The 13,604-nt window shown below is 47.1% G+C and carries 10 protein-coding genes and 1 pseudogene; 3 read left to right on the top strand and 8 right to left on the bottom strand.

What is annotated here, in order from left to right:
• Window positions 1-30 precede the first annotated feature (30 nt).
• The 3 genes and pseudogenes from QP794_RS14165 to QP794_RS14155 form a co-directional block, all read right to left on the bottom strand.
• Window positions 31-170, bottom strand: a pseudogene (locus QP794_RS14165) (LysR family transcriptional regulator); the annotation flags it as partial.
• Between the two features lie 185 nt (window positions 171-355).
• Window positions 356-1,456, bottom strand: coding sequence for a threonine aldolase family protein (locus tag QP794_RS14160; protein ID WP_285077555.1), 1,101 nt, complete (start codon window positions 1,454-1,456; stop codon window positions 356-358).
• Window positions 1,457-1,470: 14 nt separating this feature from the next.
• Window positions 1,471-2,340 (bottom strand): LysR family transcriptional regulator, encoded by an 870-nt coding sequence (locus QP794_RS14155; RefSeq protein WP_285077553.1) that lies wholly within the window; start codon window positions 2,338-2,340, stop codon window positions 1,471-1,473.
• Window positions 2,341-2,477: 137 nt separating this feature from the next.
• On the opposite strand from QP794_RS14155, the gene QP794_RS14150 reads away from it, so the two are divergent.
• Window positions 2,478-3,467, top strand: coding sequence for a quinone oxidoreductase family protein (locus tag QP794_RS14150; protein WP_285077551.1), 990 nt, complete (start codon window positions 2,478-2,480; stop codon window positions 3,465-3,467).
• A gap of 131 nt (window positions 3,468-3,598) precedes the next feature.
• A complete protein-coding gene (locus QP794_RS14145; RefSeq protein ID WP_285077550.1) occupies window positions 3,599-3,823 on the top strand; it encodes a hypothetical protein in 225 nt (74 codons plus the stop codon).
• Window positions 3,824-3,934: 111 nt separating this feature from the next.
• Here QP794_RS14145 and QP794_RS14140 read toward each other — a convergent pair whose 3' ends face one another.
• From QP794_RS14140 to QP794_RS14130, 3 genes are all read right to left on the bottom strand, one after another.
• Window positions 3,935-4,744, bottom strand: coding sequence for a CPBP family intramembrane glutamic endopeptidase (locus tag QP794_RS14140; protein WP_285077548.1), 810 nt, complete (start codon window positions 4,742-4,744; stop codon window positions 3,935-3,937).
• A 105-nt stretch (window positions 4,745-4,849) separates the two neighbouring features.
• Window positions 4,850-5,497 (bottom strand): response regulator transcription factor, encoded by a 648-nt coding sequence (locus QP794_RS14135; protein ID WP_285077546.1) that lies wholly within the window; start codon window positions 5,495-5,497, stop codon window positions 4,850-4,852.
• The gene (locus QP794_RS14130) at window positions 5,484-6,659 is read right to left on the bottom strand and encodes a sensor histidine kinase (RefSeq protein ID WP_285077544.1); all 1,176 of its coding nucleotides are present in this window, start codon (window positions 6,657-6,659) and stop codon (window positions 5,484-5,486) included. The genes QP794_RS14135 and QP794_RS14130 overlap by 14 nt, the downstream gene beginning before the upstream one ends.
• Window positions 6,660-6,957: 298 nt before the next feature.
• On the opposite strand from QP794_RS14130, the gene QP794_RS14125 reads away from it, so the two are divergent.
• Window positions 6,958-7,746 carry a formate/nitrite transporter family protein gene (locus QP794_RS14125; protein ID WP_285077541.1) on the top strand — a complete coding sequence of 263 codons (789 nt, stop codon included), beginning with the start codon at window positions 6,958-6,960 and terminating at the stop codon, window positions 7,744-7,746.
• 202 nt (window positions 7,747-7,948) lie between these two features.
• Here QP794_RS14125 and QP794_RS14120 read toward each other — a convergent pair whose 3' ends face one another.
• A complete protein-coding gene (locus tag QP794_RS14120; RefSeq protein ID WP_285077539.1) occupies window positions 7,949-12,934 on the bottom strand; it encodes a DUF4132 domain-containing protein in 4,986 nt (1,661 codons plus the stop codon).
• Between the two features lie 23 nt (window positions 12,935-12,957).
• The gene (locus QP794_RS14115) at window positions 12,958-13,377 is read right to left on the bottom strand and encodes a hypothetical protein (RefSeq protein ID WP_285077538.1); all 420 of its coding nucleotides are present in this window, start codon (window positions 13,375-13,377) and stop codon (window positions 12,958-12,960) included.
• Window positions 13,378-13,604: the final 227 nt, after the last annotated feature.

Raw genomic sequence — 13,604 nt, 5'->3', positions numbered from 1 at the left:
GCTTTTGCTAACCAGGAAAAGTTACCCAGAAAGTTTCACACCAAGCTCTTCTTCCAGATTCTGAATCTGTTGGCTCAGCGGTGGCTGCGTCATATTTAATTTCTCTGCCGCACGGTGGAAATGAAATCTTCCGCCACGGTGATAAAGTATCGTAATTTTCGAATATCCATACGTCTGTTGTACGGGCCTCCCAACTATACTAGCCTATTACTTCATTTGTTCCTGAACCCAGACGGCTGTTCAGCCAGCACGATCATTCATTCATTAAAGTAGTACCTTTCGTCGCCTTTCCTACTATTCCTACAAAAAAAATGCCCTATCCAGAAGTGGATAAGGCAATATGAGTATAACATTATTAGTTCACCTGTTTATGCAGCTCTTCATCCAACCAATCCAGTGCTGAATACAGCTTGTCCTTGGGCACATTCTGATACCGATCCCCTGTTGAGAGTTCAAAGGCACAGCTATGAGCACTGGTCTGCTGCAAATATGAAGTGATCCCTATGCCGAATTGCTGAGCCATGGATGCCAAAATACTTTCCACCTCGGCTTGGGCCAACGGAATATGTACGTGAAACATATTGGAGACAGGCACTTCTGGCAGCGTACTTATACCGTGACACGCATTTAACAAGGAGGCCAGCTCCTTCGCCTGCTCATAATAAAGCCCCATTTTACCAATCCGTTCATTGAAATAGTATTGAGAACTCAGAATATATGGATAAAGGCCGATCAGATCGCCGCCGTGACGCCGTTTCCATATTTTCGATTCTTGCATAACATCCGTATCCCCTGCCAATATGGCCCCAGCGATGCCTCCAATGCCTTTGTAAAACGACACATAAACACTATCAAACAGACTGCAAATTTCGGCTGCTGTCTTCTGATAATAAGGCGTGATTTCGAACAGGCGTGCCCCGTCCAGATGAAGCTTGATTCCACGTTCACGACAATAGGATGAGATTGCCTCCAACTCTTCATACGCAGGTAATTGTCCTCCAATCTCGTGTTGAGGCAGTTCTAGCAGCAGACAGGAAATCCCCTCATCGATCCCCTCTACATCTTCCAATCGAATCAATCGGTCCTCGTCCGCCAGCAAAATGGATTCAATCTGGTGCAGCTCCTTCAGTCCGTCTTCCTCATGGATTTCCAGATGAGATAAAGGGTGGTAGGCTACCCGCTTGATGCCTTTCCGGTCACACCAGATACGCAGCGCAATTTGCTGTGCCATCGTACCACTGGGGAAAAATACAGCCGCTTCCTTGCCCAGAACGTCAGCCATCTGCTGCTGGAATTGATCAATAATTTCGCCGTTGCCATAATGATCACTATATTGTTCCCCATCCACATGTGCCAGCACTTCCTGAAGCACTTTGACTTTACGGCTGCCATGGCCGCCTATAATAAACTCCGCCTGACCAAATGCTTCCGCTAACGTTAACTCTGTATCCTTCAAGGTTATTCACTCCTTTATTGTTGTTCTGATTCTTTTTTCATCATCATCTGTACCAATACATCCAGTGCTCCGGATAGATGCTCACTCCGTGAGTAGACAAATCCTACTTCCAACCTGCGATACGGATCAGGCAAAGATAACACTGTAACCTCGCCTCTATGTTCTGCTTTGGTAACCGAGGAGCGTGGGAGTAATGACACCCCTAACCCGGCAGATACGCCATACATAATGGTGTGCAGTGTTCCGTATTCCGTGACATTGAGGGTGTGAACGCCTTGATCCTTCAAAAAGGCTTCTGCCTGATCGCGATGGGTACAGCCTACTTCAAAAAACAACATCGGTTTGCGCAATAAATCATGCAATTCGTGGTTTCCGGGTTCGGCAATCAATACCAATTCATCGTCGTACACTTTCATATAACTCAGCTCAGGGTGGTCGACCGGGCCATATATTAAAGCCCCATGCAGTTCATGTTGAATGACCTGCTGATTCAGTTCATGTGTACCACCTGTAATTAGCGAATGCTGGACCTCGGGGTAACATAAACGGTATTCAGCGAGCATCGGCGTCAGAAAATTGGAGGCTGCGGTCTCAATTGCACCAAGACGAAGCATCCCTGCGGGTGGACTCCCCTTCTGTGTTGCCTGCTCCGCTTCATATAACAAATGTAATATTTTATCCGCATATCCCAGCAAATTCTCACCCGCTGGTGTGAGCGACATGCCCCGGTTGGAACGATGGAACAGTGGCACTTGCAGCTGATCTTCCAGCTGTTTGATTCGTGTTGTTACATTGGATTGCACATAGTTCAGCGCTAATGCGGCTTTGCTGATACTGCCTTCGCGGGCAACCGCCTGAAATATTTTCAAATCTCCGGCATCCATGCCCTGATCACCTGCTTGTTATCTATAATCTGAATTGATAGTGACATTCATTTTTGTTCATTTTACGTGAATCTGACCCATCTGTACAATGAGGCTCAGTAGTAAAATTTTTATATAGTCAGGGAGGAACTTTGAAAATGAAAGCGATTATACATGCCGGCCAAAGCGGCCTTGAAGGTCTTCAATATACAGATTCAACATCTCGGGCACCGCAAGCCGGGGAAGTTCAGATCCAACTAAAAACCGCTGGAATTAATCATCGTGATCTGTTCATCATGGCAGGACGTACATTCCAGGACACACCGCTCATTCTTGGTTCCGATGGAGCAGGGGTAATCATAGCAATTGGAGAAGCTGTAGAAGGCTTATCGGTTGGGGATGAGGTCATTATCCACCCTACTCTCGGTTGGGAGCATGCAGCTGACGTACCTCTCGTGCCCGATATTGTTGGTGGCCCTACGGATGGAACTCTCGCACAATATATTACGCTGCCTGCCAGAAATGCCTTGTCCAAACCTTCTCATCTATCATGGGCGGAAGCAGGGGTGTTGTCCCTTTCGGCTCTGACAGCATACCGCGCCTTATTCACTCGTGGCGGACTTAAACAGGGTGAACATATCCTCATTCCCGGCATCGGGGGCGGTGTAGCGACATATGCCCTGCTCATGGCCGTAGCCGCTGGTGCGAAAGTGACCGTTACGTCCAGAAGTGAAGCCAAGAGACATGAGGCTCTGCGTCTTGGCGCAACCCGTGCATTGGATAGCCATGCAGACTGGAGTTCGCATAACGATCTGGAACCTGTTGACATAATCTTGGATAGCATCGGACAAGCCATGTTCCCGAAATATTTTGATATAATCAGACCGGGTGGCCGTATCGTGATGTATGGTGCAAGCTCGGGAGATGATCTGAATATTCCGATCCGCTCGATCTTTTTCCCGCAAGTTAGCCTGCTTGGAACTTCCATGGGAAGCCGCGAAGAGTTTGTCCAGATGCTGCAATGGGTGGAGCAACATGATATACATCCTGTAATCGATGGCATATATTCGCTGCAGGACACAGCGAAAGCCTTCGAACGTATGGAAAAGGGAGAGCAGTTTGGCAATCTTGCTATACTCGTGGAGTGACATCTGATATTAGATGGACCTTCATGACTTGGTAAAATAATTTTACGATAATGGGGTGAATCCATCTGACCCGTCTCTCTAAACGCACAGCCATTGTTCTTGTTGCTATTATGCTGCTGGCCCAAATTCCTATGTTGAAAGAAACCTTTGCCCGAGGGGTAACTACGTTATATGTAAACATGAAGTACCCTGAACACTCCTTTCGATACAGGAATTTCATCTATGAATCTCATTTTGGAGGCTATTTCATTTCTTATGCTGATCAAGACGAAAAGGTCATTAGCCTGATGCTTGAGCCCAAATTTTTCCCGGTGATCGTTACGTATGACCCACTGGATCAGCCCATGACAGACTAGTCTGTTCACTCTATGAATCATTCAGGAGGTATCATATGTCCAACCATTTGCATTTAATCGATTTGGTTCGAATGGATCTGCATCCTTTCCTTCAACACAGGGGGCGGACATTTACAACCTCTTTCGTGCAGCGCCAATCAACATCGGAATGGCAATCACAAGACCTAGGATCACCGTAACAATAGAGCCCTCCAGACCAAAATCCCCTCCTGTGAGCAGCGCTTGGCCACTTACCTCCACAGTAAACAAGCCCTCAGCAGGGAATCCCGAAACAGGAATGCCAAGCAAAGCTTCCATTGCATTCCAAGCAAAATGTAATCCCATGGCGAACCACAAGTTGCGCCGCCACAAGAATGCAGCTCCGAGCAGTACCCCTGCTTCTAAGGTGATGGCAAACGCGCTCCATAGCGTTGCTCCTGGATTGCCAAGATGAAAGGCTCCAAAGGTAAGAGAGGTTACAGCGAGTGCAATCCAGCTCCCCCCCAGTTTTTGAATGGCTTGAAGCATCAATCCCCGAAACACTAGTTCCTCGACAATGGCTGCACTTAATGCTGTTTCAATAGAAGTCATAAGAACAGAAACCGGATCTGCATGTGCCCATTGAAAGGAGTAGCCTCCCATTGCCACAATAATAAAAGTGGACATTGTGACAAAAATCGCCCCGGTTAGTACGCCCCACACAGCTTCAATCCCTGCACTCTGCTTTGATAGCTCTGGCGTTGATCGCCCCGCCACGTATTTCATTATGAACTTATACAACAGGATAGCCACGAAGCCTAATATTATTGTCAAGAACAGGGAACCGATCCCCTCTACTCGTTCAGTTAGCAACAGGAATAACCCCTGCACCAGAATAATAGCGACCGCCCCTATAAGCATCCAAATGATTGGAAAGCGCAATATCTTTTTGCTTATGTTCATTTTTTTCTTCATGTCTTTCTTCAACTCCTCTGTGCTTGATAGCTCTGAGTATATACCGAAAAAGTCATAAAGAAATAGTGCGCTTTTGTCATGCTTTGGCTAGTTTTAATCCAGAATTCCGGAATCTCGAGCTTTGCGGGCGGCCTCCCGTCTTCCCTTCACATGAAGCTTCGAATAAATCGTTGATATGTAATTTTTAACTGTCCCTTCACTAAGAAACAACGCCTCCGCAATATCCTGATTGCGAAGACCAGAAGCCAGCTTGTGCAGCACTTCAATCTCACGGACGCTAAGCCCGTATTCATTACTTTTCTCGAAGGTGGTATTGTTCGTGTTCATGCTTTTGATCATTTTACTCGCCATCTCTTGCGTAATTAAGGTTCCTCCGGCATGAACCACCCGTATGCCTGCAGCCAGATCCTTAGGATGAATGGCCTTGAGCAGATAACCTTCTGCGCCATGGCTTAACGCCGCAAGCACATATTCCACTTCCCGATAGGATGTCAGCATTATTATTTTGATACCAGGCATTCGCTTCTTAATCAAGGCCGTTGCAGCCACGCCGTCCATGACTGGCATATTAATATCCATCAGCACAACGTCCGGCTGAAACTGCTCGCAGCCATCAATAGCTTCCTTCCCATTTTTGGCTAACCCGACAATTTCGATATCTTCATGCATGGACAGCACGATATGTAAACTCTCCAGTATCAATTCTTGATCATCGGCAATCAGCACTTTAATGTTCGCCATGCAGCAACACTCCCTTCAGCGGAATTTCACATCTGACTTCGGTGATCGCCTCAGCTTCCTCCTTAGAATACACGGACACGCTGCCTCCCAATTGCTCAATTCGATGCTTCATCGTGGTCAAGCCGAACCCGTAATTCAGCTTATCAATGAGTTGCCCGTTATTTTGAACGATTAATTGTATCGTGCTCTCGCCAAACTCAAGCTCCAAATACAATTGAGATGCTTTTCCATGCTTTAATGCGTTCGTAAAAGATTCCTGTATGACCCGAAGAATCGCTTGCCGCACTTCAAAACGCATTCTGGGCTCTGTCCCCAACAGATTGACGGTCAATTCAGTTCCAGTATGCTCCTGGAAACGGGTAACAAAGGACTCGATCTGTTGTGTTAGACTCGACTCCTTTTCTTCCCCCATCTCATGAACAATGTTTCGCATGTCGTCCAGATTTTGTTCAGCCAATGCCCTTAAGCGGATTAACCGGTCTCTGACCTCTTCAGGCTTGCGATCCAGAAGGGCAATCGAAGCATCAAGGCTCATAATGAGTGAGATAAAGGAGTGCCCCAATGTATCATGAAGTTCCTTGGACATGCGGTTACGCTCTTCATGCAGCGTCATTTTCTCGATTTCCGCAGTGTAGAGGGTTAACAGCTTATTTTGCAGCTCCACTTTAAGGGCCAGTTCATTCTTCTGCTCATACGCCTTGGCTACGGAGCTCGCCCATATACCGATGAAGCAGAACAACAGATTGTCTGTTGCGAAACTAAAAGCAAGCTCCCAAGGTAGTTTTAAGTAAGACTGCGATAAAAAAGGAATGACCGCCACCGCAGGAATGGCCCAGAGAGTCTTCTTCGTTAATAAATATCCCATTATAAGACTCAGCAGTAAATAGTCAGCTCTTGATGTCAGATCCGGATGGATGACTGAATTCACATAATAAGAACCGCCCAGCAATAGCTCCATTATGCAGAACCAGGCCTTGTTATTTCTCCACCCCGGGAACCAGAACAGAAGAGGGACGACAAGCGCTAAGATTAGCCAGATGATGTTCACTACCGTTAGCATCGAAAACTCAGTTTCTGCAAATAGACGGGAGGCTAGCAAAAAATAATGATAAAAACGAAGAGCAAATATGCTCCAATCCATAAAAGGCAATATCTTTTTCATAACTTCATCCTACAGGAAATTCGGAATCCAAGAAATAAATGAATTACGCAAATATTCGATATGTTTGATCTGGGGACGTCCAAATAAACGGGATTTTCACGCACTCAATTGGCTGAGGCCATTATAAAAAGCCCGCACATTACGTGCGAACTTCACGATTAGTCATGAAGACAAATCAAAAATTCAAATATAATTGTTTCGTACCAACCCAAGTTCCTATAATTGTTAGCCACCTCTCCCCAACTTCCATATTTTCGTTATAATGTAAACAAGACATCAGGAAATCAGGAGGCGAATTATGGAAACGGAAGGTTTGCGGAACGTGGAACTGCTTGCTCTGAAGAAACATAAGATTTACAAACAAAGCTTAATCAGGTACCTTGCACGCTCCATGCTCGCCAGCATGTTTATCGGGTTTGGCGTCATCGTGGCGTTCAAGACGGGTAACTTCTTTTATATGGAGAATTCCCCTTTTACATACCCCATGGCTGCCCTCACGTTCGGCGCTGCGATTATTCTGATTGCCTATGGTGGCGGTGACCTGTTCACCGGGAATACGTTCTACTACACCTATGCTGCCTTACGCAAGAAACTGAAATGGTTCGAAGTCGTGAAGCTGTGGATCGCAAGTTACAGCGGGAATCTGATGGGTGCGGCGGTCTTTGCTCTGTTGATCTATCTGACGGGACTGTTCGATTCGTCTCAGGTTAATGGTTTTCTGCTGAGTGTCGTAGAGCACAAGATGGAAGCTCCAGCTATGCAGCTCTTTTTCCGGGGGATTCTATGTAACTGGCTCGTATGTCTGGCATTCTTTGTGCCTATGTTCATGAAGGAGAATGGTGCGAAAATGTTCGCCATGATGCTCTTTGTCTTCTGCTTCTTCATCTCGGGGTATGAGCACAGCGTCGCCAATATGTGTACTTTTGCGATTGCGTTGGTATTGAACCATTCGGGGACCATCTCGTTCGGCGGGGTAATCCACAACTTGGTTCCGGTGACACTGGGTAATCTGGTAGGCGGCGTTCTGCTGATGGGCTTTATGTATTATGCGGTGAACAAACCTTTTCTGGACGAAGAGTCACACTAATCTTTGGGCAAAAAAATCCTCCTTACTGGCCCGGTCACCTGACCGTGGCTGGCGGTAAGCTAAACCATAAACGCCCCCGCAACCTTTCCATCCTGTGATGAAGGTTGCGGGGGCGTTTATTCATGGGCAGTCCGCTATATGCCAGCCCTCGTTTCTACCAACCGAGTACCACTTGGCTACAGCATCATCTCAACATTTCTAATCATTGCTGCAATTGTGCAAGGATTTGCGGGTCCTTGATCTTCTTGTCATCAGCCAATAACATCACTTTGGATAGAATTTCAGCCGTTCTCGGATCTTCATCTAGGAATGGCAGGAAGATTCTGCCCCGATGCTGACTGTGTACCGGTACAATGTGAAGCGCGCCCGTCGCCTGTTTGAACACATTGCCACTACCAAGATGAACGGCATACTCGCCCAGTTCACCATCAATTCGCGCATAATTTCCATCCAAACGCACATTATCGATTTTTAACAGACGCAGCGACTCATTCACGATCACATGACGCATCTCAATCGTGGTCAAGCTGGCTTCCGGATCTACTCCGCCAACATGCGCAACGCTAACGACCAAATCGATGTCACGCATGACTTCCGAGAAGAAGACAGGTGGAACATCCTTCAACGCAACAGGTTTATACGTCTTCCGATTATAGAACTGTACCGTCTCCAGGGTAGGTGCTTCAGTATCTGCCGGTGAGAACCAGTCTGCCATGGCATAGAGATTGGCAATCAGATTATGCTCATAGCTTACCTTTTGCAGCCCTTCCTCATAGCTGACGGTCCATTGGCGTCCTTTGAGCAGGGCGACTGTTTTTTTCGGCTGAATCTGATATCCCGCATATCGCCGGGACACTGTACCATTAGCCAACTCATCCTCATTCGGAAGATAGAGTTCACGGAACACCTGCTTGAATGGCTGCCGTTCCTGACGGTTGAACAGATCGCGTTGGAATTCGCTCCAGCTTCCACTCTCGAACAGATGTAATGGATGAGCAATGAGCAGCCGATCCTGTTCCCTCAATATTTGAATCAAGCCTTCCGAACCTGCTGAAGCTTGAGCTACCAGCCCACCAGACGTTACATCGAATCGTCCAAGCTTTTCATCTGCCTGGAACACAAGGGTGCGAACCAGTGGACGAAGAACCGGATTCTGCAACAGACTTGAAACTTCCTGACGCGTAAAGGAAGTTCCTGCGGTCATGGAACGCTCCAATTCCTGTCTTGCCCGGCGATACTGCTCAACCAGATCTGTCTTTAGTTCCTTCAATTCGGCGATGTATCCCTCTTTCTTGAACCGGGCAGGTACAGATTTGAGTGTTTTCCCTTTGCTTACGATGAGCAGTTCCGGCTGACCTTCTTCATCAATGACCAATTGAGCTGTGGTCGCCTCATCCAGTTCATAGGGCTCAAAATAAGACTTCATTTCATCCAGCTTGCGAGCTTCCATATCCCACATCAGCCGGGTAACATCGGCATATCCTGCATTACGGGCAAGATTGCCCAGCGCAATCTGGGATACCAGACCTTCACTGGCCCGGCGCTGTGCGCCAAACTGCTTGCTCTGCATCAGGAACTTCTGAATGAAGTCGTATCGCTCGCGCAGATCCTGTTCCTTTTCTGCTGCAAACGGAATCAGGCTGTAGGTCAACAAATGATCTTTATTGCGCTTCTCTTCCACAGACTCACGCATGTCCTCTAATTTCAGCTTACCCAGTGCCGCATCTGCGAACAATTGTGATCTGCGGTGATTGGCTCCCCCGGATATATATTTGGCACAATCGTACAACAGACTGAATCGCTCCTCGCCGACGGCCTCATATGCCTCCTCGAACCAGGCAATATCAAATGCGCCTTCATTGAAGTCCTGTGGTGTGATAGGAGAATAATGCGCCACGATCGTTTCTTTTTCAGCAGTGAATCGTTCATTGATATGAGCATGGAAGTACCAGGCTGCACTGCGAAGACCTTCCCATCCCAGATGCTTCGCAACAAGCTCCATCCATTGCGGCGCGTACATCGCGGCTTCCAGGAGCTTCTTCTCCTGAATGGGATGCTTCGCCAGCAATTGTCCCAACAGCACTTCGTCCTCTCCATCACGCGGATGGCATACCTGGATCAGGTGGCTGAACGTTTCTTTACGTGTTGTATTGTCACCATAGCTGTAGATATATCCACGGACAAAGGTATCCTGATCCATGGCAGCAACGAGATGCACCCAATGCTCCAAACCATCTATGCGCTCAAGCTTCATCGCCAGCGTACTTACTTCAGTTGAGAGCTCTCCTCGGGTCAGCTCAATCTCCAGAATTCGTTCAACAACTGTTCTTCGCAGTTCTGCCAATTCCGGTTTCTCCGCAATCCAGTCGGCCCGACTGGATGTCAATTCCCGAATAAACAGGGCACGGGATTCTCCCACAAGCAGCTGCTTGTAGACTTCCTGTGCATCAATAAGGTCCAATTCATAGGCACGCAGGTAATCATTCAGAGTGAGGAAGGAACCTCGGTTACTGTCCTTATTTAATTGGTCGAATTGGCTTAGCGTCTGGAAATACCGTTTGAAACTGTTATCGTCATGTACACGATCCCGCACAATATAGAACCATGGACCAGACAAGAGAGCGAGCATGCCCGATTCCTTTTCCATTTGTTCCTCAGGCATCATTTTCATCAACGCATACAGTGTCCGCTCAGCAATTTCAAATGTATCTGACCTATCACTGTCCTCATAAATAGCCTCAATCAGCGTTTTCACCTGATCTGCGTAACGAAGCTCACTGACCATCTTTTTCATGTCCTGGATATGCTGAACTGGATAGACCTCTTCAGCAAATTCCTTACGCCAGCCTTCCAGCAGCCAGCGTTTCTCCAATTCACCATATTCGTATACGGTGGAATAGTATCGGTAATAATCATCCAGCTTCTTGTTCAGATCCTCCAAACGAATCGCGAACAACATTTGCAGCAGTTCCTTACTATCCAGACCACTCTTCTGCACATATTCCCCCCATATATTATGGAGAGGGAATTGCTCCAATAACACTACACCCTGCCGCTGATCGTAAGGGGTGTAGACCATCGCACGCAAAGTCGCACCTACAAGCAAGGTTTCTTTGTAGCCCGCATAATATTCAGCCTCATATTCATGGTCTCTGTGTTCATGCACCAACGCATCCAAACCTTCAAGAAACTGCTTCGCTTTTTCTAGAGAAAGGGTAAACACATCCTTGGGCTTGAAGCCACCGAGATCACGTTCTTCATGAAGCAGTGGATTTTCCCAAGAAGGATCATACAAGCCGAATCCATTAGCCGCCGTATATCTGCTGCTCTGCTCTGTAAGCTTATCCAGCAGCTTTTGCTCCTTGGCCGTTGGTTTCTTGATGAGCTCTATTAATGGTTGCATCTGCTCCTGCTGGTCCGAGCGCTGTGGATCTGCGGAGACCTCAGTCAACAGTTCCAGTGCGCCCAATCGCTGTAGTTCGCTTTTGGATTGCAGGAGTCGTTTCAGTGATACCATCAGCTGATCTGCTGGCTGAAGCAGCATTACCTGAATGATCTTCTGACGCAGTGTTCCCGTTTTCAGCTTCAGCAACGCCTCCATTTGCAGCAGCTCTTCAACCGTCAGCGTCAACAGCTTCGCTTTGATCAGAGCATTCTCACGGTTGTTCATGCTTTTATCCGACAAGCTGTCAAAAATAAACTGTCTCTGGACCTCATTCTCGGGGTGATGGACAAACTGGGACAACAATTCCCCTCGCAAATCCGGGCTTAGCTTGTCCTTGAGTGCAATGATCTCGCCAATCCATTCCGGGTCCATGTCATACGCAGCAAGGTACAGCATTTTTTTCACTACATCATCTGGATCGATGCGATATTGAACAAATTCAAGAACCCCGGATGGTCCACCATCCCCTCCCTGCGGAATGTGGGTCAGCATTTGTTTGAACAGATCGAAGTCACGCCGACGCACGGCTTTATCTTCAAAAACAGGCAGCGGCCAGACATGAACACTCCGTTGATTCTCTCCATTTTCAAAGCTCCAGTTAAACATGTACATGGCATCATAATTCTCAATCACCCAATGCAGTAATTCCAGATCCTGTACTTCAAGATACTGACGTGCGATATGTAACCGCAGCCCTCTGTTCTGACTGTTTGCGAGTACGTATTGTGCAACAATTTGCTGATATGCTTGTCCGTGACCCATGATCTGGATGACTTTTCGCTCCAGTTCCTTCTCTTCGATGACAGCCGTTGCCCAAAGACTAACAAACAATTGGTTTGCATTGGCACTTTGCTGCCATTCCTCTCGCACCACAGGATCAGTCAATGCTTGATGCGCTTGGGTGATGAGCTGCGCAGCAACACGCTGATTCGCTGCTTCAATTCCGATCCCTGTCCATACGGCGAGCGCTCTCACCACCGAACTGAACCGAATCAGGTTGTTGTCGATAATTATTTTTAATATGTATATATACGCCTCAAGTGTTCCTTCATCCATCCGTTCCACAATGCTCTGGCGCAAACCCTCCTGCAGCCTTGCTGCAATCAGCAATTCCCCAACCATCTGGTAAGCATCCACCTGATCGCTCATAAAGATACCCTTAATCATCTCATTGGTCAGCAATGCATTCTGATTGTCGCCATAGATAATATCATGCAGTGCCTGCTTCATATCTCCGGTTTCATGATCCAGCTCATAGGCAATGCAATCCGGTAAAACAGCTCTGATCTCATGAAGATAATCAAACTTGTACTCCCGCATGGATACATACTCGTTCAGAGAGAAGCCATGCATCTCCATGCGAAACAAGGCGATCATTTTACGAAAAACCTGTCCAATATGCTGTTCGGGATCGATTGTACGAAAAGGTCTGCGCTCATAATTTTTGCTATAAGGAAAATTCGCGGCACGTTCGGCAATGTAGCGGAACCTCGCCAGAAATGGTTCGCTGACCAGATGTTCCAGCACATCCAGCAATGGACGGAACAATGCGGCTTGCATCTCAGCGGCCATACGTTTCAATAGTACATCTGCATTCAAATAGGCCTTTTCGTCTTCGCGCAAATAGGTGAATCCAGCCATCTCTGCAACATAGCCGGCGAGTTCCTGCTCCACACCATTCAGCGATTTTACTTTTTCCTGCAACGCTTGTTGATACTGTTGAACTTTATCTTCCTGATTCATTCCATTCTCCTCCTCGTCACTCTCTACCACAGACGCCCGGCAAGCATGGTAAAACGGATAAATACCACGTTATCGTCTTCTTGTATAATCAACGGCTCATCCAGTCCCTGCAACTCTTCATCATTGAGAAACACTTTGAATAACCCATCTTCATATGCGGTTAAAGCTGTATCCATGGCGCCTTCTATATCAGGAACCTCTTCGTTGTAAATCGCGCCAAAGCCCACTTTGCCTGCTTTCCCCTGCTCCTGAATGTCCTCGGGCATCAGGTAGGCAAGCCATTCCGCTTCATTTTTCTTGTCCTGAAGAGCCTTGAGCTGCTGAGCCACCATGTTCTTAATAAGCTGTCTCGGCGTATCGGTTGTTTCCGGAAGTTCGGCAGCTTGTTTGGCAAGTGCCGGCTTGCGTTTCCCCAGACTTTTCACCGTAATCCACACGTTCACTGCGTTCCCTCCTATGTATAGCTTTATGTTAGAAGAAGCCTCTATCCGCCCTTATATCTATATCACCGTGGAAAAAGGACCAAACTGAAGCTTCTTCCTATTTCGTTATTCATTTAAATATACGTACATATGTGCCCCTATTGAACATTCTAACGAATATTCCGACCATATTCATGGGCCAATCCTCATATTTACATGCAACTAGCGAACTAATGACCTATATAGCA

The organism is Paenibacillus sp. UMB7766-LJ446 (assembly GCF_030226665.1).
In the GTDB taxonomy this organism is placed as follows: Bacteria; Bacillota; Bacilli; order Paenibacillales; family Paenibacillaceae; genus Paenibacillus; species Paenibacillus vandeheii.
The sequence above is the reverse complement of the archived record's forward strand: the minus strand, read 5'-3'. Positions and strand labels throughout refer to the sequence as shown.